Source organism: Chitinophaga chungangae, assembly GCF_017742215.1.
Lineage (GTDB): Bacteria > Bacteroidota > Bacteroidia > Chitinophagales > Chitinophagaceae > Chitinophaga > Chitinophaga chungangae.
The window spans coordinates 963,194-984,211 of record NZ_JAGHKP010000001.1 but is presented as its reverse complement, the minus strand read 5'-3'; the positions used below and the strand labels follow the sequence as shown (position 1 = coordinate 984,211).

General features: G+C 52.7%; 13 protein-coding genes. 7 read left to right on the top strand and 6 right to left on the bottom strand.

The window, feature by feature from the left end:
* The first annotated feature begins 67 nt into the window (after nt 1-67).
* A complete protein-coding gene (locus J7I43_RS04160) occupies nt 68-937 on the top strand; it encodes a fructosamine kinase family protein (RefSeq protein WP_209143551.1) in 870 nt (289 codons plus the stop codon).
* Here the strand turns inward: J7I43_RS04160 and J7I43_RS04155 are convergent.
* A complete protein-coding gene (locus J7I43_RS04155; protein ID WP_209143549.1) occupies nt 934-3,363 on the bottom strand; it encodes a PAS domain-containing hybrid sensor histidine kinase/response regulator in 2,430 nt (809 codons plus the stop codon). The two genes, J7I43_RS04160 and J7I43_RS04155, sit on opposite strands and share 4 nt — an antisense overlap.
* A gap of 231 nt (nt 3,364-3,594) precedes the next feature.
* Here J7I43_RS04155 and J7I43_RS04150 point away from each other — a divergent pair, with 231 nt between their 5' ends.
* The 4 genes from J7I43_RS04150 to J7I43_RS04135 all read left to right on the top strand — a co-directional run bounded on the left by J7I43_RS04150 (nt 3,595) and on the right by J7I43_RS04135 (nt 6,023).
* Complete coding sequence (locus tag J7I43_RS04150; RefSeq protein WP_209143547.1) at nt 3,595-4,131, top strand: YceD family protein; 537 nt, start codon at nt 3,595-3,597, stop codon at nt 4,129-4,131.
* 33 nt (nt 4,132-4,164) lie between these two features.
* Complete coding sequence (rpmF, locus tag J7I43_RS04145; protein ID WP_120516147.1) at nt 4,165-4,359, top strand: 50S ribosomal protein L32; 195 nt, start codon at nt 4,165-4,167, stop codon at nt 4,357-4,359.
* Nucleotides 4,360-4,407: 48 nt separating this feature from the next.
* Nucleotides 4,408-5,361: a phosphate acyltransferase PlsX gene (gene plsX, locus J7I43_RS04140; RefSeq protein ID WP_209143545.1), complete on the top strand. Its 954-nt coding sequence runs from the start codon at nt 4,408-4,410 to the stop codon at nt 5,359-5,361.
* Nucleotides 5,362-5,612: 251 nt separating this feature from the next.
* A complete protein-coding gene (locus tag J7I43_RS04135; RefSeq protein WP_209143543.1) occupies nt 5,613-6,023 on the top strand; it encodes a hypothetical protein in 411 nt (136 codons plus the stop codon).
* Here the strand turns inward: J7I43_RS04135 and J7I43_RS04130 are convergent.
* Nucleotides 5,989-9,750, bottom strand: coding sequence for a sensor histidine kinase (locus tag J7I43_RS04130; RefSeq protein WP_209143540.1), 3,762 nt, complete (start codon nt 9,748-9,750; stop codon nt 5,989-5,991). The genes J7I43_RS04135 and J7I43_RS04130 overlap by 35 nt on opposite strands.
* 4 nt (nt 9,751-9,754) lie before the next feature.
* Nucleotides 9,755-10,519, bottom strand: a complete 765-nt coding sequence (mazG, locus tag J7I43_RS04125; protein ID WP_209143538.1) for a nucleoside triphosphate pyrophosphohydrolase — start codon at nt 10,517-10,519, stop codon at nt 9,755-9,757.
* Between the two features lie 146 nt (nt 10,520-10,665).
* Here mazG and J7I43_RS04120 point away from each other — a divergent pair, with 146 nt between their 5' ends.
* Nucleotides 10,666-12,912, top strand: coding sequence for a Tex family protein (locus tag J7I43_RS04120; RefSeq protein WP_209143537.1), 2,247 nt, complete (start codon nt 10,666-10,668; stop codon nt 12,910-12,912).
* Nucleotides 12,913-12,957: 45 nt separating this feature from the next.
* Here J7I43_RS04120 and J7I43_RS04115 read toward each other — a convergent pair whose 3' ends face one another.
* From J7I43_RS04115 to J7I43_RS04105, 3 genes are all read right to left on the bottom strand, one after another.
* Complete coding sequence (locus J7I43_RS04115; RefSeq protein ID WP_209143535.1) at nt 12,958-13,236, bottom strand: hypothetical protein; 279 nt, start codon at nt 13,234-13,236, stop codon at nt 12,958-12,960.
* Between the two features lie 99 nt (nt 13,237-13,335).
* The gene (locus tag J7I43_RS04110; protein WP_209143533.1) at nt 13,336-14,880 is read right to left on the bottom strand and encodes a RagB/SusD family nutrient uptake outer membrane protein; all 1,545 of its coding nucleotides are present in this window, start codon (nt 14,878-14,880) and stop codon (nt 13,336-13,338) included.
* Nucleotides 14,881-14,911: 31 nt separating this feature from the next.
* Nucleotides 14,912-17,956, bottom strand: a complete 3,045-nt coding sequence (locus J7I43_RS04105) for a SusC/RagA family TonB-linked outer membrane protein (protein ID WP_209143531.1) — start codon at nt 17,954-17,956, stop codon at nt 14,912-14,914.
* 179 nt (nt 17,957-18,135) lie between these two features.
* On the opposite strand from J7I43_RS04105, the gene J7I43_RS04100 reads away from it, so the two are divergent.
* A complete protein-coding gene (locus J7I43_RS04100) occupies nt 18,136-21,009 on the top strand; it encodes a triple tyrosine motif-containing protein (RefSeq protein WP_209143529.1) in 2,874 nt (957 codons plus the stop codon).
* The last annotated feature ends 9 nt before the right edge of the window (nt 21,010-21,018 follow it).

Below are 21,018 nucleotides of genomic sequence, written 5' to 3'. Positions count from 1 at the left end.
TGAAATGATATGTTTTACCGGCCGGACCCTTGTTTCCATTTAAGCAGAAAGGACTATGATTGATGAAATGATCCAACGGGAACTGAACACCGCCCTTTCCCGTCAATTATCGGTGAAAATACAGATAAATCGCGCAGAGCGGATACATGGCGGTGATATCAATGAAACTTTCCTTCTCGATACCACGGAAGGCCGTTTTTTCCTGAAGATGAACGACGCGCGGAAATACCCGGACATGTTCGAAAGGGAACTGAGCGGGCTGGAAGAGCTGCGCGCCGCCAACGTTATTACCGTGCCCAGGCCCTTGTGTTATGGTTCCGCGGGCAACCGTGCTTTCCTGCTGCTGGAATTTCTCGAAAAAGGCACCGCGGCGCCCGATTTCTGGGAAAGTTTTGCCGCTTCACTGTCGCGCATGCACGATCAGACGAGGCCGTTTTTCGGGCTGAATTCCGCCAATTACATCGGTTCCATCAAACAATACAACACGCCTTATACCAACTGGAGCGTTTTTTACGCGTTCAACCGGCTGATGCCGCTCGCGAAGATGGCGTTCGACAATTACCGGATAGACAAACCCGTGCTGCAGCAGCTGGAAACCCTTTGCCGGCGCCTTCCCCAATTGTTCCCGGACGAGCCGCCCGCTTTGCTGCACGGCGATCTTTGGAGCGGCAACTTCCTGGTAGGCGCAAACGGCAAGGCCGTTATTTTCGACCCCGCGGTGTATTACGGTCATCGTGAAATGGACCTTGCGATGACGCGCCTTTTTGGCGGTTTCGACACACGGTTCTACTACACCTACCAGGCCATCCGCCCCCTGGAACCGGGATGGCAGCAGCGCCTGGGGCTTTGTCAGCTGTACCCTTTGCTGGTACACCTCAATCTTTTCGGCGGGAATTACTACAATGACGTGAAGGACGTGTTACAGCAATACAATTAGGAATTCTCATGATTCTTCACGAACGCGTACATTTTTTGCAGCTCTGATTCGATCGTCGGATAAAGACCGTTCACTTCCGTGGTGATCTCTTCCAGCATGCCCGGGATCACGTTCAGCTCCTCGGCTTTGCGCAGGATGCTTTCCAGGGCTTCCATTTTGCCCGTGATCCAGGTGAGCCCGACCATTGAAAAGTTAGGCTTGATCTTATGTACCTGGAATTTCAGTTTTTCCCAGTCCTGCTCCTCCGCCACTCTCTCCAGTTTGTCCATTTCCTCCCTGATGGTCATCACGAAAATCTCGAACAGATCGATCGCGTAGCCGATGTTGCTTTCATAGAGGGTGTTGAGGTACCTGACGTCGAGCGCCGGATGGAATTCATAACCGCTTATATTTTGCACTTCCATAATGATTTCTGTTTCATCTTCGTTGAGGTACTTGTTGAGTACCTGCAACAGCTGGTCCGGAGTATAGGGTTTTGTCAGGATATCCGTAATGCCGATGCTGCGCGCCAGCGAAATGGTGCTGGGCATAGCGGCGGCCGTAGTGGCGATCACCGGGGTCGCCACGTTGGGCCGGCTTTCGTCTTCCCGGATCTTGCGCGCCAGCTCGAAACCGTCCATGCCCGGAATGCGGATGTCCATCAGCACCAGGTCGTATTGCCTGGATTCGAGGAAATACAGCGCATCGGGGCCGTTGGTGGCCAGCTGGTAGTTGATCCTGTACTTTTCCAGCAGGCTGATGATATACTTGAGGTTCATCGGGTTGTCTTCCACCACCAGCACTTTCGCTTGCCCAAAATCGATCCTTGAGTATTTGTTTTCCATATCGTGCTCGCCCACGGGGTGCACGGCCTTCCGCGTATCGATGAAAGGCAGCGTGAAACTGAAACAGGTGCTGTAATCGGGCCCTTCTTCCACGGAAATGTGCCCGCCCTGCAGTTCCACCAGCTGTTTGGCGATGGCCAGGCCGAGGCCTGTGCCGCCGTACCGCTCGCGGATGTCTTTTTCCGCCTGTTTGTAATTCTGGAAGATCAGTTCCAGCTTGTCTTTCTGGATGCCGATGCCCGTATCGCAAACCATGAACCTGATCCAGAGGGCGTTACCCTGGATATTCTCAAGGTAAACCTTTATTGCAATTTCACCTTCTTTGGTGAATTTTTCCGCATTTCCCAGCAAATTCATCAGGATCTGGTTCAGGATCATATCGTCGCCGATCAGCAGGGAATCGATGCGTTTGTCCAGCTCCACCGTAACTTCCACGGGCCTTTGCGCCAGTTTCAGCTGGAAAGTGTGTTTCATGCTCTGGATAAGATCGCGCAGGTCGAACTCGCGGGGGTGCACTTCCTGTTTGCCGGCCTCGATCTTGGAAATGTCGAGAATGTCGGTGATCAGGCCGTGCAGGATGCCGGATGAATGTTTTAAAATTTTGATATATTCTTTTTGTTCGTCGTTGAGGGCGGTTTCGTCGAGCAGGTGGGCCATACCGATGATGGCGTTGAGCGGCGTGCGGATCTCGTGGCTCATATTGGCCAGGAATTCCTTCTGGGCGCGCTGGGCTTCTTCGGCGGCCTGTTTGGCCTGTTCCAGCTCTTTTTGAAGGGCTTTCTGGGGGGTGATGTCCATATGAATGCCCACGCCGCCGATGGCGTTGCCTTCGCGGTCGTAGATATTGCCGGAGCTGGCCAGCACCCATTTGCGGGTGCCGTCTTTCAGCACGATCTCCATATCGTACAGCAGGGCGAGCTTTTTTTCGACGCGGTAACGGCGCAGGTTGCGGGCGTATTCCCGGTTTTCTTCGGGCACGAACACATCGGTGATGTTGCGGCCGATCAGTTCTTCCTCGGTGTAGCCGGACATGCGGCAGAAACTTTCATAGACCTTGGTGATATTGCCTTCCAGGTCGGTTTCGCAAAGGGCGGCGTTGAGATTGTCGAGGATGACGCGGTATTTTTCGTCCGCCCGTTTCAGCTCTTCCTGCCACTGGCGGTGGCGGGTAACGTCCACGATCTGCCAGATGCTGCCGGCAAAACGGTTGTTGTCGAACACGGGGATGTAGCTGACTTCCCGGATATGCCCGGTGCTGAAAGTGAGCTCCCAGCCGAAGAAAGGTTTTTTCTTCTTACGTAACTCTTTCATTTTCAACTCGAATCCTGACGGATCGGTAGTCAGCGGGGCAATATGATCGATAAAGGGCTGGAAAGCGATGTTGATGATGTTCCCGGTGTAGGGAAAGGTATTGTAGCCCATGAATACGTCGTTGCCCCAGATGAAACGGTGTTTTTCATCCGAAACGAGCACACCTGCGTTGGTATTCTGAAGGTACACTGAAATGGGCAGGGCAAAAATGTCCGGCAGCCCTTCCTGGGGTGTGGAAGTGGTCTTCAGCGCGCGTTTTTTTGTCCGGCCTATTCTACCTTTAGGTGCCATATCGTCTGGGGAATAGGGGGCTTTATAGGATTCCATAAGGCATTAAACAACAAAATTATCCGAGTACTGTGTGAAGTTATTAATTTTGACGGAAGTATCTATCTCTAAATATCTGACATTTTTATATATTTTCATATATAATACCTGATTGACAATCAGCAAAAGTAGGAAATTTTTGCTTTTGAGAATATTTGATTACCTTTGCATCCCTCTAAAAGTGAGGTTTTAGATATGAAGCATCTCCGCGAATTCGACATAGCTTTTGTAGGTCTGACGCCCGGAGTGCATACATTCCAATACCAGATCACTGACAGTTTCTTTGAGAACTACGGTCAGCAGGATTTCTCGAACTGTAACGCCACTGTAAAGTTACAATTTGATAAGAAAACGGGTTTTTTCCTGTTGAAATTCGAGGTCGGGGGTACGGTAACCGTTACCTGCGACCGTTGCGGCCAGCCTTTCGAGATGCAGTTATGGGACGATTTCAACCAGGTGATCAAACTGGTGGATAATCCCGGGGAGATGAACACGGATGAGGACCCGGATGTGACGTATATCAGCCGGACCGAAAGCCACCTGAACGTGGCGGACCTCGTGTACGAGTTCATCAACCTGAGCATCCCGATGCAGCGCATCCACCCGGACAATCCGGACGGTACCAGCGGCTGCGACCCGAAAGTGCTGGAGATGCTGGCTAAAATGAACAAACCGGGCGACGACGACACCAACCCGATCTGGAAAGGATTGGAGAAATTCAGGGACAATTAAAATAAAAACGTAGACAATTAAAAATTAAATAAGATGCCGAATCCTAAACGCAGACACTCGCAACAAAGATCAGCCAAGAGAAGGACGCATTACAAGGCAGTTGCTGACACTTTAAGCACAGACAGCGCTACCGGCGAAGTGCACCTGAGACACCGTGCTCATTGGGTAGAGAACAAACTGTTCTACAAAGGAAAAGTTGTTTTGGAAAAACAAGCAGCTGCTAAATAATAATTTTTACTAATTTTACCCCCGAGCTAACAGACAAACAGCAGTTTCATGAGAATCGGGCTTGATATGATGGGCGGCGATTACGCCCCCGTAGAAGCAGTAAAAGGAGTACAGTTATTTTTAAGCAGTGTGGCAACAGATGCGCACCTCGTGCTGATTGGTGATGAGCAAGTCTTAACACCATTGCTCGCCGGCGCGCAGTTGGACCAGTCAAGATATACAGTCGTTCATTCATCCCAGATCATCGGGATGAATGAACATCCTACCAAAGCACTCAAGGAAAAGCCGCAATCTTCCATCTCCATCGGCTTTTATCTCCTGCAGAATAAAAAGATCGACGCTTTCATCAGTGCCGGCAATACCGGCGCTATGATGGTGGGCGCCATCTATTCCATCAAACTTATCGAAGGCGTCCAGCGGCCTACCATTTCCACCATTCTCCCCCGCGAGAACGGTTCTTTGGGTCTATTGCTGGATGTGGGCATCAACGCGGATTGCAAGCCCGAAAACCTGGCGCAGTTCGCCGTTCTCGGTTCCCTCTATTCCCAATACATCATGGGCACCACTTCACCGAAGGTCGGCCTGCTGAATATCGGTGAAGAAGAAGGAAAAGGAAACCTCCTCGCCCAGGCCACCTACCCCCTGCTGAAAGAAAACACGCAGATCAATTTCATTGGCAACGTGGAAGGCCGCGATATCTTTAAAGACCACGTAGACGTGATCGTTTGCGAAGGTTTCACCGGCAACGTAGTGCTGAAAATGGCGGAATCGTTCCACGATGTGGCCGTTCGCCGCAATATCAAAGACGAATACATCGATAAATTCGATTTCGAGCAATATGGCGGCACGCCCGTTCTCGGCGTAGCCGAGCCCGTGATCATCGGTCACGGCATTTCCGGCGCAAGGGCTTTCTCCAATATGATCGTTCTCGCCAAACAAATGATCGAAAGCAAACTGCTCGATAAGATCAAAGAAAGTTTCGTCGTTACCAAAGAAGGATAACCAGACACGGTAAAATATTAAAGGCCGTTCCGCATTATGCCGGAACGGCCTTTTTGTTTCTTTTATGTATACCGGAACATCGGTAAGTCCGCCCCCAAGCACATCCCCACGGGCTAGTCCAGCGCCGGCTGTTTTTATCTTCCACGTATACCGGTACCGGAAAATACGGGTTTCCCGGTATCCCGGCAAACCCGCAATTACCTACCTTAGCGTTTTCCGAAACCTGACTTAAATAACCCACATTAAACACTATGAAAAAGATCATCTTCTTCTCGCTGATCCTGTTATCCGCCAACACATACGCCCAGGAAAAAGTGGAAAAGTACTGCGAACTGATCGCGACCGCCAAAATGTTCAGCACCAAAGTGACCATCGAGATCGACTTCGGGCAGGAAAAAAAGTTCTTTGAATTTAAAGACGCCCGCATCAAAGACGAGCTGGGCAAGGCGAAGAATTTCAATTCCGTGGTGGACGCATTGAATTACATGGGTTCCCTGGGCTGGAAATTCGTAGACGCTTTCCCGTTATCGGAAGGAAGCGGTTCGAAAGTGCTGCATTTTTTCTTCAGAAAAGAATTCCTGAAATCGGAGCTGACGGATGGCACCGCCAAAGCCGAAAAAATAACCGTCACGGCACCAGCGGCAAACGTACGAAGAACGTAGTGCCTGTGCCAGGCGTGGTTTTGAACCAGATCTCCCCGCCCGCCTGTTCTACAATGTTTTTACACATCGCAAGGCCCAGGCCCGTACCGGAAGATTTCGTCGTGAAGTTCGGCACGAATATTTTCGGCTGTACTTCCGGCGGAATGCCGGTGCCATTGTCTATCACCTCCACTACCACCGATTCGCCGTCTTCGTTTTCTTCTTCATGGACGCTGATGGCCACATGCCCTTCCTGCCCTTCGGGAATGGCCTGGATGGCGTTTTGCAGCAGGTTGGTGAACACGCGGTTGATCTGCGTTTTATCCGCGTCGATCAGGTACGGTTTGTCCTGCCGCTCATAATAGATATGACATTCGGGGCTGCTCATATACAGCGCTGTAACGGATTGCAGCACTTCGCCCAGCGAAAACACTTCGTTGTTCACCTTCGTGATATGCGCAAACGCCGCAAAGTCCGACGCGATGTTGGACAGGTGCTCGATCTGTTCCACCAGCGTGTTCGCCACATTGCGCGACAGCGCTTTTACATCCGGGGAATCGTTGGCGATGGCGCGCTGCAGGTATTGAATGCTCAGTTTCATGGGCGTGAGCGGGTTCTTGATCTCATGCGCCACCTGCCGCGCCATTTCGCGCCAGGCCCCTTCTCTTTCGCTTTTCGCCAGCATTTCGGCGCTCACTTCCAGCTTTTGCACCATTTTGTTGTATTCCGCCACCAGCAGGCCGATCTCGTCGTCGTTGTCCCACTGGATCTGTTCGTTGTGCTGCCCCAGGTTTACGCTGCGCAGTTTGTTGGTGATGAGCGAAAACGATTTGGTGATGGTGTTGGAGATCAGCAGCACCAGCATGCCCGCGATCAGGAAAATGAAGGCGTTGATGTTGATCAGCGCCACGAGGAAGGTGGAGATCTGCTGGTTCAGCTCCGTCTGCGTCGCGAAATAAGGCACGTTAAGGTACGCAAACACGCGCCCCTGGCTGCGCAGCGGCACATAACCGCTGATGTACTTCATATTGCCGATGCGCTCTTCCTGGATGTACTGGATCTTGTTGAGCCGGCTCAGCTGGTAAAACGCCAGCGGGTTCATGGCTTCAGACAACAATCCCTTTTCTATCATCAGCGGCTGCGCGGAAAGTTGCAGCTGCCCGTCGGTATCATAAATGTTGATGTCTACGTTGTGTTCCGTCGCGATATCGGCTACAGAGGCGGAAAGCCGCGTCACGAAAATGGAATCGTAGAGCATGTCCATTTCGTCGAATTGTCGGAGGGTGTAAAATTCCTCTTCAATATCGGCGCCGATGCTATGCACGGTGTTGCTCAGCTTTTCAGCGTTCTCTGCACGGTAACGGCCATAGAAAAACAGGATGGTGGCCAGGCCCAGCGCGAGGAAAGCGAATACCACCGCGCCGATGATAGTGGTCTGCACTTTCATGCGGATGCTCAGTTTTACCAGCACGCGCAGGTTAGACATGCGGAGCCTCGCTTTGATCAGCAGGTCCAGCAGGCTGTACACGGCAATGATCAGCAGGAACAAACAGAACATGTAAGCGAACAACGTGATGAATTCCAGGAAGTTCGCCATTTTGCGCACCATCACCACCACTTTGTCTTTCGAGGCCCGGTAATACAGCATCGAATTGTTCTCTATTTCTTCCACCACAATATCCGCAACGGGCAGCTCATGCGGGGCCAGCGTCGTTTTAAAAGGATAATTGCCGTGGTTGTTCACCAGCACGCCTTTGTCGTACACGGCGTAGGAATATTGCTCGGTGAGCTCCTGTCCCACATCGTCTGCCCCCGCTTCGATGAGCAGTTCGGGGTATAAACGGTCCGGCTGCGCGATCTCCGATTCGGACCGTACTTCATAGAACAGGTAACCGACGGGCAGACCCTCCGGGCCTGTAAATTCCTTTTTGCCGATATAACTGTAGTCGCGGAAACTGCGTTCATCGTAATACAGGTCGTTGCCCAGCACATGCGCAAGCGTGTTGCCCATGATGCGGCCCTGCAGGGCTACGAACGGCACGGGGTCGCCGTTGTAAAGCGGCTGGCCTTCGGCGTCGTAGGTGTAAAAGGTAAGTTGAAAGCGGCTGAGGTAACGCGAGAAATATTTTTCGCGCAGCGACGCTTCCAGTCTTTGTTTATAGTTCCGAGTGGGCGTCTGGAAATACTGGCGCACGAAAGAATCTTTGGTGAGCCGCTCCCCTACGTCGTTGAGCAATGTTTCGATGTACGGATCGCGCTGCTTGGAGAGGTTTTGCGCGACGCGCAGGCGGGTGGACAATTCTTTCTGGTTGTTGTAATAAATGAGCACGGCGGAGGTGGTCACCGTCATCATCAGCATCCACATGATGAAGGGCAGCGTGGCGGAATTGCCGGAAAAACGCAGCTCCAGCAGGTCGAGTATCACCACATATGCCAGCAGCCATAACATGAGCACGCCGGAGGCGCCAAAATCGGGCAGATTGAAGCGGAACGCCAGCCAGATAAGCCCTACCACGGCCAGTGAAATGTATTTGGTGCGGTACTGGAAATCGGTGAGCTGGTTCAGCAAATAGTTGACGATCTGCGAGAAAAACAGGAAGCTGATGGCGATAAAACCGAGGCTCATGCTGCCGATCACGCTGTATTCGTTGAGGCTGAAAAAGTTGGTAACGTCGTACGAAATTTTAGAATCGATCACGAGGCTGCGGATCAGGTCGAGCAGGAATTGCCCGGCGATGAACATCACGAGGCCTGCCGCGCCGATAATGAGCCAGCTTTGCCATTTTTTGCCCAGCACGGGCGGGTGAATGGTGCGCACATGCTGGCGGAAAAAGAGGATCAGCCAGAAGGTGAGCAGCACGTTCAGCGAAAGGTCGCCCAGGCTGCGGAACACGTCGTCTTTCGCGTAGATCGTTGGCTGGAAAAGGTTCAGCGTGCTAAGGTCTATCGGGAAACGATAGAGATAGGTCAATAGCCGGAAACCGGCTACCACTACCAGCAGGAAAAGAAATCCCCAGCCCGGGGTGAGCTTTTTGGCCATCAGTGTGGCAAAAAGGTTGATGAATATGAACACGCAGATGCAGCCCAGGGTAAGCAGCAGTACGCTGGCAAGACTGGGCGAATCGTTGGATTTGTTCGGGTCGTAGTGCAGGTAGAACAGGATGGTTTTGTTCGCGTCGAGCACGGGCAGGCCGGGCGGGCGGTTCTGGATGGTGTATTCCGGGCCGATGGCCGGGCGGCCGTAAAACGAGTTGCCGAGATAATCGTTGGTGATCGCGAATTCCTTTTTGACGGGAATAAGACCAATGAGGTACTTCTCGGGGGCGGCTTTGTGGCAGATCACCACGTAATAACCGTTGGCAAGCCGCATAAAGGTTACGCCGGGGGAAAAAACATCGTCCACCGGCGGCTGTACGGAGCTGGTGCTCCAGAAACGCAGGCGGGGGCCGTATTCCAACGAATCGTAGGCGAACACAAAGAAGTTTTCCCCCGCAATGTCTTCCACCGTTTCCTGGTTAAAATCGCCCCGGAAAAGGCTGTTCACCCGCGCCGTATCCGCCGCCAGGTCCGCAAAAGCTTCCTGCCTGCCTGCAATGTCGCTTTCCAGGCTGCGCTGCACGCCGTGGGGGGAAGAATAATAACTCCAGTAGTTGTTGAACAGGAACGCGAACGTGAACAGCCACGCCGCAATAATGAGCAGGTAGCCGTTCCGCAGGATAAAAAACCTTATTTCCCTCAGATCGAGCATATGTTTATTCGCCTTCCTTTATTTTGTTCCAGAGCCCGTCCATTTCGGTGAGGCTCATTTCGTCGAGCCGTTTGCCGCTCTCGGCCGCCATTTCTTCCATTCGCTGAAAGCGGCGGATGAATTTTTTGTTGGTGCGTTCCAGGGCGTTTTCAGCGTCTGTTTTCAAAAACCGGCTGTAGTTTACCAGCGAAAACACCAGGTCGCCGAATTCAGCCTCTATTTCCCCTTCTTCGCCTTTTTCGACGGCTTCCTTCAGCTCCCGCATTTCCTCTTCCACTTTATCCCACACCTGGCCGCGGTTTTCCCATTCAAACCCCACCTGTTTCGCCTTTTCCTGCAGGCGCATGGCTTTTACCAGCGCGGGCAGCGAGGCGGGCACGCCGCCCAGCACAGACGTTTTTCCTTCCTTCAGCTTCAGTTTTTCCCAGTTCTGCTTCACCTGTTCTTCGTTTTCCACCTTTACGTCCCCGTAAATATGCGGGTGCCGGGCCACCAGTTTATCGCAAATGCCGTTGATCACGTCGGTGATCGTAAATTGCCGTTGTTCCGCGCCGATCTTGGCATAAAACACGATATGCAGCAGCAGGTCGCCCAGTTCCTCTTTGATGCCTTTAAAATCTTCCCCGGTAATGGCGTCCGCCAGCTCGTACAATTCCTCGATAGTGAGCTGCCGCAGCGACTGGATGGTCTGCTTCCTGTCCCAGGGGCATTTTTCCCGCAGGTCGTCCATAATCTGTAATAATCTGCTGAAGGCTTGTTCCGGCTGCATAACATTAAATATTAACTAAGAAGCGGTAAAATAATGCAATTTCAGGATATGCGGGAAAAGGCGGGGTATTGTTAATTTCTTTTTCTTGGCGGAATAGCCAATTTAATTAGCTTTGCGGCCTTAGTAAAATCACAAAAGAAACGAATATGAATCCGAAACACGTGGCCCTCATTTCTGCGGAACTGAACATTTCGATGAAGCAGGCTGAGAATACCATGAGCTTGCTGGCAGAAGGCTCCACCGTCCCCTTTATCAGCCGTTACCGGAAGGAGCAGACCGGCAGCCTGGACGAGGTGCAGATCGGCAAAGTGGAAGACCTGGGCAAACGCTACCAGGAAGTGGACGACCGCCGGGCATTCATCATCAAAACCATCACCGAGCAGGGTAAAATGACCGACGAGCTGCTCGCCAAACTGGAAGCCAGCTGGGTGCTTACCGAGCTGGAAGATATGTATCTCCCCTACAAGCCGAAACGCAAGACCCGCGCCATGGCGGCTATCGAAAAAGGTCTCGAGCCGCTGGCGGACCTCCTTATGGCGCAGGAGGCCGGCGAGATAGACGAAGCGGCCAAAACCTACATCAACGAACAGGTGGCGTCCGGGGACGAAGCGCTGAAAGGCGCCCGTGACATCATCGCGGAAAGGATCAACGAAAACGCGGAGCTGCGCGACAAATTGCGCAAGCTCTTCACCCATACCGCCAAGTTCAGCTCCAAAGTGATCGAAGGCAAAGAAACGGAAGGCGTGAAATACAAAGACTATTTCGACTTTTCCGAAGAGCTGCACTCCATTCCTTCGCACCGGGTGCTGGCCATTCTGCGCGCCGAAGCCGAAGGCATTCTTTTCGGCAATATTTCTCCGGAAGAGGAAGAAGCGCAAAACATAATCATCAAACAATTCGTGACCGGCAACGGGCCCGCCAGCCAGCAGGTTGAAAAAGCCGCCGCCGATGCTTACAAACGCCTGCTTCGCCCTTCGCTCGAAAACGAAAGCCGTGCCGCTGCGAAAGAAAAAGCGGATAACGAAGCCATTGAAGTGTTTGCCGAAAACCTGCGCCAGCTGCTGCTTGCAGCCCCGCTCGGCCCGAAAGCCGTGATCGCGGTGGACCCGGGTTACCGTACCGGCTGTAAAACCGTTGCGCTGGACAACCAGGGCAATATGCTCGCGCACGACGTGATATTTCCCCTCGAAAAAAACTACAAAGCGCAGGACGCCGAGCACCTGCTCCGCAACTGGGTGAACAAATACGACATCCAGGCCATTGCCGTGGGCAACGGTACCGCGGGCCGCGAAACCGAAGATTTCATCAAAAAGATCGACTTCGGCAAAAAAGTGAACGTGTTCATGGTGAACGAAAGCGGCGCATCCGTGTACTCCGCTTCCGAAGTGGCCCGCGAAGAATTCCCCAACGAAGACGTGACCGTGCGCGGCTCCGTATCCATCGGCCGAAGGCTGATAGACCCGCTGGCAGAACTGGTGAAAATAGACCCGAAAGCCATCGGCGTAGGGCAATACCAGCACGACGTGAACCAAAGCCATCTCAAACAAAGCCTGGACCGCGTGGTGGTGAGCTGCGTGAACAATGTGGGCGTGAACCTCAACACCGCCTCCAAACACCTGCTGGCGTACGTTTCCGGTCTCGGCCCCTCCCTTGCTGAAAACATCGTGAAATACCGCAAGGAAAACGGCGCGTTCAAAAACCGCCAGGAGCTGAAAAAAGTGACCCGCCTCGGCGATAAAGCCTTCGAACAATGCGCGGGCTTCCTCCGCATCGAAAACGGCGACAACCCGCTGGACAATTCCGCGGTTCACCCCGAGCGTTACCCGGTGGTGCAGGCCATTGCCGCGGGGCAGCAATGCACCGTATCCGAACTGATCGGCCGCGACGATCTCCGTAAAAAGGTGAACGTAAAGGAATACATCAGCGAAGAAGTAGGACAGCTCACGCTGGAAGACATTCTGAAAGAACTCGCCAAACCCAGCCGCGACCCGCGCGACGAGATCGCCATTTTTGAATACGCCGAAGGCATCAAAACCATGGAAGACGTACACCCCGGCATGACGTTGCCCGGCGTGGTGACCAACATCACCGCATTCGGCGCGTTCGTAGACATTGGCGTGAAGCAGGACGGGCTCGTACATATCTCCCACCTTTCCAACAAATTCATCTCCAACCCGAACGAAGCCGTGAAACTCAACCAGAAAGTAACGGTAACGGTACTGGAAGTGGATATTGCGCGCAAACGTATTTCGTTGTCGATGAAAGACAATGAGCCCAATGCGGGCGGCGGTGGCGGCCAGCGCAGGGAACGGCGTGAGAACAAACCTTCGAAAGAAGCGCCGCTCAACGACTTCCAGGCGAAATTGCAGGCATTGAAATCGAAATTCAAGTAATAACAAAAAGGCGTCTCAAAACAGAGACGCCTTTTTTGTTGTACATCATTCATCTCCCTCCGGGTCACCCGGCAAAGGAGGTTCCGGCGGATCAAGCGCGGTTTCTTCGAAACTAACCAGCTCGATGCTGAATGTGGAGTAGGCTTTGAAATTCGAAGCAATTGATTCCAGTATCTCAATAGATGCGGTATCCGTTCTTAGATAAGTAGCATACTCTTCGCGGGAAATTGAAAGTTTCGCTGCGATCTCATCATCCGTAATAACTACGCCTCCCTTTTCCGCATTGTTTTTAATTTCCTCGATCGCTATTTTGAATACATTCATCTTTCAACATTTTATGAAAGGGCCATCTCCTTGCCGGAGATGACCCTTCTTTTTTATTAGCTGATCTTAAGATATTACTTTAGACGAATACCGCCATTTTTAATTTTTCAGATTACTGTTCCTGTCTTCCTGCTCCTGTGGTATCGGCAGGTATTCGCTTTGCCCGGTCGTAAAGCCCGGCAGCACTATAGCGGCCTGGCCGGTGCGAAGCAGGTCGTTGAACCTTTCTCCCCACCATTCGCAGATCAGTTCGGCGCGGCGCTCGTCCAGCACCTGCTGCAGCGTAACGCCGGCGATCGGGTTGAGTTTTGCGCGCACGCGCACCAGGTTAAAAGGCACGTCGCCGTTCTGGCCTTTGCGTACTTTGGCTTCAGCGTTCATCAGCAGCGCTTCCGCGTAACGGAACACGCGGATGTTGTTGTTGGCGCCGTAATAGTCTACCCTGCCCGGCGTCATTTGTGATTTCGGGTAATAGGCTTTGCCGTTGAAGTATTTTTTCAGGCCCGCGTTCCCCGAAACCGGGTCGCCGTCGGGCGTGAAGGCGGTGGTACCTGGCTGACCGTTCACGCCGCAAAGCAGGATCGTCGTTCTTTTCCGGAGCGTATCGTTGCGCGCGGTCAGAAAATCCACGGCTTTCTGCGAAGGCACCATCCAGCCTGAACCGGAGATAGGCATGCCGTAGGTATTGTCCGGGCCCTGGAACAGGAAGAAATTCCCCCATAACTCGTTGGCGCCGCCGGAGGTAACGATGTCGCCGGTTTCGTTGCCGAAATCGGAGTATTGGAATTCGAGGATGGCTTCGTTGCTGAGTTTGCCCGGTTTTTTCCAGAGCTGGTAATAATCGGGGAAAAGGTTGAACTTGTTGCTGCTGAAGATCTGGTTGGTGCAATCCAGCACCACGTCCCAATATGGACTTCCATTATTGTTCCCCGCAAGGTCCATCGCGGCTTTAGCTTTCAGCATCAGCGCGGTGTATTTCGTTACGCCGCCCATATGCGTAGCCTGGTTGGGGCGCGCATCTTCGAGGTTGGCGATGCAAAAGTCCATCTCTTCCATCACGTGCAGCCTTACATCGTCAACGGAAGACTTGGTGGAGTTGCTCAAAGCGTTGGGATCGTTGCTTTCCATGCCAAGAACGGGCACATCGCCCCAGTACCTGGCGGCCCAGTAATGCCCGAGCGCCCTGAAGAAGCGCACTTCCGCGCGGTATTGTTCCAGGAGTTTCTGACTGGCGGCATCGCCGGAAGGGATGTTTTTCCCGAATTCGTCCAGCTCGGCCAGCGCGCTGTTGGCGGCGAGCACTACGCCGTAAAGGCTGATCCACATATCGTTGATGCCCCAGTAACTTTTTACCGTTACGTTGTTCTGAAAATTATGGATGGCGATCTGCCCTGCATCGTCGTTCCCGGTTTCTATTTCATCGCCGCGCACGCTCCTGATGGCAACGCTGATCCATTTGGCGAAGGTGCCGCTCGCGGCGGTCCTGTATACGCCTGAAACCGGCTGGTACATAAGCGAAAGATTCGAATAATCGATCGCGGTAACCTGTTGTTTGTTTTCCAGCGGGCGGTCGAGGAATTTGGAACAAGCGGACAGTAAAGTAATCGCCGTTACCAGTACTGCTATTTGTTTATATCGTTTCATAAGAATTTTTTTTGTAGTTGACAGGTTTAAATCAGAATGCGGCCCTCACGCCCAGGCTGTAAGTGGCGGATATGGGATATACGTTCATGTCGTACCCCCAGCCGGACACCTCGGGCGTGAAGCCGTTGTATTTGGTGAAAATGAATGGCCTGTCTGCCGTGGCGAATACACGGATGGTAGACTGCGCGCTCTCCTTGCCAACGTTAAACGTATAACCCAGCTGTATGTTCTGTATGCGCAGATAAGAACCGTTTTCCACGAAGAAAGAGTTGCCGACCTTGAACCATCCGTCCGCGATCGCATTTGCGGAAGGGTAAGAATTGGTGGAGCCGGGCCCTGTCCAGAAGCCGTTGGCGAACGCTTCGTCTACATTCAGCGAATTGGACGCTTTATATAATTTGCCGCGGTTCAGGTTGAGGATCTTATTGCCGCCCGATCCCTGGAAAGCGATGCTGAAATCGAATTTTTTGTAATCGAGGGCCACGTTGAACCCGTAAGTGATCTTGGGAAGATAGTTGCCGATGTTCACACGGTCGTTGTTATCGAGAACGCCGTTGCCGTCCTGGTCTTTATACTTCAGGAAACCCGGGCGTATTTTCGAAAGCGCCGTGGCGTTGTAGCTGGATGCGACGGGATCTTTCGCGATCTCGTCGTCCGTCTGGTATACGCCGATCATTTCATACCCGTAAAAATACCGGAGCGGCTGACCTACTTCGATCTTGTTGGGAAACTCCGCCACATACGGGAATACGCCGCTCATCAGGCTGGGCAGGGAACCCAGGTCCGTCACTTCGTTTTTCAGCGTGGAGAGGTTGCCGCCTATTGAATAATTCAGGTCCCCTATCCTGTCGTTCCAATTCAACTGCAGATCGATGCCGCTGTTCACCATTTCCGCCCAGTTGCCGTAAACGCTGCCGTAGGTATACCCGAACGGTTTGTCGAACGCTGCGTTTGAAGTGGTGCGGTGATAGTAGTCCACGGAACCTTTCAGCCTTCTTCCGAGCACTTCGAAGTCGATACCGCCGTCCCATTCCGTTACTACTTCCCAGGTAACGTTTGCAAAGAACCTGTTTACCGTATAGCCGGGCACGTAAAGACCGTTAGCATCCGCGGTGCTGCCGAATATTGCCGAGTTCGCGCTTCCCGTGGATACGATGGCGTAACCGGCGTTGGCGTTCACACCGTCGTTCCCTAGCTTACCCCAGCTGCCGCGCAGTTTCAGGAAATCGAAGATGTGCTGGCCTTTCATAAAATCTTCGCCGGTAACCACCCAGCCGAGGCCTACGGAAGGGAAATACCCCCATTTGGTCTGGTACTTGGAGCTGCCGTCTGCACGGAAAGTGGCGGTGAGCAGGTATTTGTTGTCGTAGTCGTAAGTGCCTCGGGTGAAGAAAGACAAACCGGCGTTGCGGATACCGTCTTCACTGTAGCCGTTCGCGTTCCTGGCGCCCTGCGCTCCCGCATACCAGAATTCTTCCGCGGCGGGCACGTTGTCTGCAGACACCCATGTTTGCCGCCAGCGTTCTTCCCGGGTAGACTGGCCCAGCAACAGCGACCAGTGATGTTTGCCCGCGCCGTCGCGGTAAGTAAGCAGGTTGTCCAGGATGTAATTGGTGGTGCGTTCCTGCGTGGACCTTAAATTGGAGGCGGTCACGCTGGTGCCCGGGCCGAGGTTGCGCTCAGGGCTGTATTGAGAGCGCAGGCTGGAAGCGTACAGCTGGTTGATCTGCGAACGGAACGTCAGCCGGTCTTTCCAGAAGCTCGCTTCAGCATACAGCGTCGGCAATACCTGGAAATCTTTCAGCCGGTTGTAATTGTAAAATGCGTTGGCAACGGGATTTGCGTCTTCCCTGCCGATTACCGCCGCGGCGGCGAATTTTTCCGGGAAGGCGTTTACGTTCTGTTCGTCGTACACCGGGAACAGCGGCGTGGCGGAATACGCATCGGAAAACGCTTCGCTGTTGGGCACAAATGTCCTGGAGTTGACGATATAGGTGGTTAAGCCCACTTTCAGCCAGGGGAAAGCCCTTGCTTCCAGCTGGAACCTGGCATTGTACCTTTCGAAACTGTTCTTGGATTCCTGGATGCCGTCCTGGTAAGTATAGTTGAGCCCGACGGACCAGGTCACTTTATCGCTGCCGCCCTGCAGGTCTATGCCATGGTTGGTGATCAGCGCCTGCTTCTTCAGCAGTTCGTCGTACCAGTCTGTGCTGGTGGTGGGGTTCAGGCCGCTGCCGCCGAACCTTTCGGAAGAAAGGCGCACAGTATTGCTGTCCTGCGTGGTCCGGCGCTCCAGTGAAAATTTGGTGTACTGCTGCCCGTTGGCCATTTTCAGCATATTGACGGGCACCTGCATGCCCACGTAACCGTTGTAGGTAACGCGGGTTTTCATATTGAGTTTTCCTTTTTTTGTCGTGATCAGCACCACGCCATTGGCGGCGCGCACGCCGTAAATGGCGGCGCCGGAAGCGTCTTTGAGGATAGACATGTCTGCAATGTCCGCCGGGTTGAGGAAAGTGATGTCGTTGACGAACATGCCATCTACCACATACAGCGGCGCTTCGTTATTAAAAGACCCTACCCCGCGAACGCGCACGCTCGGCGGGCTGCCCGGCGCCCCGTTGCCTACTATCTGCACGCCCGGCACGCTTCCCTGGAGGGCGTCCATCGGGGATGATGTAGTGCGTTTCATCATGTTTTCGGTGTTCACGGTCGTGATCGGCGCGGTGAGGTCCCCTTTCCGCTGGGTGCCGTAACCGATCACCACCACCTGTTCCAGCGTGGCGCCTTCGGCCACTTCGAGGGAAATCTGCACGTTGTCCGCAACGGCAACTGCCTGCCTGTTGTACCCGATCACGGTCACCACCAGCGAATCGGCATTGGAGGGCACATTTAAAGTGAAAGTGCCGGTTTCCGTGGAAATAGCGCCCACTCCCGGGGAATTTTTTACGGTGACGGTTGCACCGGGAACGGGAAGCCCTTTTTCATCCTGCACCCTGCCCCTGACGGTCCTGGTTTGGGCGAATGCAGAAGAAGCCAGCATGAACAGGAGTACTGATAAATAAAAATACTTCATACGTGGGAATTTAATTTAGGTTATAGAAGCGGTTAGTCAAACGTTATCAAAATTAACGACCTTAGCAGCCTGATCCCGGAATTCCACTACATCATTTCCTCATCAAAAATTTCTAAGTGGTTATTTTTCAGTAAATTCAAATTACTTCATCGCCTCATCTAAGTAGGAAATTCTTGCATATGAGAACTTTAATCGTCCTGCTTGCATTCTGCAGTAACGCCGCCTATGCCCAGAATACTTTGGGAACGCCCTTTGTCGCCAATTACCATAAAGCCCTTTTTAATGGCGGCAGCCGTACCTGGGACATCAAACAGGATAACAAAGGCATCATGTATTTCGCCAACGACGAGGGGCTGGTTACCTTCAACGGCAGTTTCTGGAAACTGTTCCCTTTGCCGAACAAAACTGTCTTAAGGTCCATCTATATCGACAAAAACGACCGGATCTATGCCGGCGGGCAGGATGAAATCGGCTATTTCGAAGCCGGCGATTATCACACTTTGCGTTATACTTCCCTCAAAAAGCTGATCCCACGGCAATACCAGGATTTTGCGGACGTATGGAATACTATCGTACACGAAAAAGCCGTGTTTTTCCGGGTTTCCGACCGGATCTTCAAGCTGGACAACCAACGTATTGCGGTATATAAGCCTACCGGGGAATGGTCTTTTCTCGGGAAAGCCGGCGGGCGGCTTTTTGCGCAGGATGCGGGCACCGGCCTGCTGGAATATAAAAACGAGCGCTGGGCGCCGTTAAAGAATGGCAGGCTGCTGCAAAAAATGTCTGTAACTGCCGTTTTTCCGTCCGGGAAAGATGATTACAGGATCGAAACGCTCAATAATGTTTCATTTTGGTTGCACAATGATTCCATTTTCACCATAAAAGGCATTCCGCAGAAAGATGTGTACACCCCTTCGTTTTCCCAGCTCAGCGACAGCGTATTCGTAGCCGCCACCGCCCTGGAAGGCTGCCTCGTGCGCGACGCCCGCCATCAACTTATCCAGCGGATATCTGTGGCCGAGGGTCTTCAAAATAACAATGCTACATCGGTGTTTGTTGACAGGGACAAAAATATCTGGGCGGGCGTGGACAATGCCATCTCGTTCATCAGCTACGGTTCGCCGATCAAATTCCTGCGGCCGGACAGGGTGAACGATGTGATCGGTTTTTCGACGATGATCTACGACGGCCGGCTGTACCTTTCCACCTCCAACGGCGTGTATGCCGCGCCCCTGGCGGACGGGGCGGGCGACATGAGCTTGCAGAAAAGCCAGTTTTCCCTGGTAAAAAACAGCGATCGCGGCGAAGCCTGGCAGCTCGAAGAAATGAACGGGCAGCTGCTTTCCACCCACAACAATGGCACGTACGTGATCCGTGACCATGAAGCGTTTCCCGTTTCGAAAGGTATGGGATCGTGGAAATTCCTGCCGATGAGCTCGGTTTATCCCATTAAAAACATACTGGTGGGCGGTTATTGGGGCATCGACCTGCTGCATTTCGATGAAAAAGGATTTCAATATGCAGGGAGGCTGAAAGGCACCACCGATTCTTACCGCTTTTTGACGATGGACGAAAACGGCGACATCTGGAGCTCCCATCCTTACCGGGGCATTTACCGGTTGCGGGTTTCGGCGGACAGCCTGCGTTATGAAACACGTTTTTATTCCGCGGCAAACGGCCTGCCTTCGGCGTTCAACAACTATGTGTTCATGATAAAGAACCGTGTGGTGTTTCCCACGGAATCCGGCATTTACGAGTTTAACACTGCCGCAGACAAATTCGTTCCATCGGATTTTCTGTCCGTGTTCAGCGGGATGGCCGTGCGGTACATGAAAGAAGACGCGGAAGGCAACATCTGGTTTTGCAGCGGCCGGAAGCTGGGCCTGGCGAGGTTTTCGGCAAAAGACACGGCGCATCCCTACTCCATTACTTTTTTCCCGGAGCTGGAAGCGCACATGCTCTCGAAATTCGACAACATCTATCCTTACAATCCCGAGAATATTTTTATCGGTTCCGAAAAAGGCGCCATCCATATCAACTACAAAAAATACGTATCGCAAAAACGGGCGCTTACCATTTTCCTGAACGAGGCGAAAGCCATCGGGGCGAGAGACAGCCTGCTTTCCGGCGGGTTTTACCAGGCTGGCGGGCAGCAGCGGGAAATGCATTCCCTTCCACCCAATTTTAATGCTTTTCACTTCGAATACAGCGTGCCGGCATATGGTTTCACCAACGACATCGAATACAGTTACCGGCTGAAAGGATATGAAAGGGAATGGAGCGCCTGGAGCACGAAAACCGCGAAAGACTACACCAACCTGCCGGACGGGCGATACACCTTCATGGTAAAAGCGCGCGACAACCTGCATAACGAATCGAACCAGCTGGAATATTCCTTCGTGATCAGCCCGCCCTGGTACAAATCTCCCTGGGCCATGCCGGGATATGCTGTGATCGGCATTTTGGTTTTTTACCTGCTTCGCGCCTGGCATAAAAGGAAATTGCGGCAGCAGCAACAAAAATTCGATGAAAAGAAAAAACAGCTTGAATACATTCACCAGCTGGAGCGGGAAAAAAGCGAGAAAGAGATCATCCAGCTGCAGAATGAAAAACTCGCCGGCGAAGTAGCGCTCAAAAACAAAGAACTTGCCAGCGCCACCATGCAGCTGGCGGGCAATACGGATACGTTAAGCAAACTGAAGGACCAGGTGGTGAAACTGAACAGCCACGCGGGCAGCGGGGAAACGGAGATGAAAAAGATCATCGCGCTGGTGAAAGGAGCGGAAGAAAGCAACGCGAACTGGGACAAGTTCGCCGAACATTTCGATGAAGTGAACAACGATCTTTTGATGAAACTGAAAAAAGCGTACCCGGATTTGTCGCGGAGCGATCTGAAAATATGCGCGTACCTGCGGCTGAACTTCTCGTCCAAACAGATCTCGCAACTGCATAATATTTCCGTGCGGGGCGTGGAGATACACCGTTACCGGATACGGAAAAAACTGGGTTTGAAAACGGGACAGTCTATCAGCAGCTTTTTCGACGGACTGTGATCAAACAAA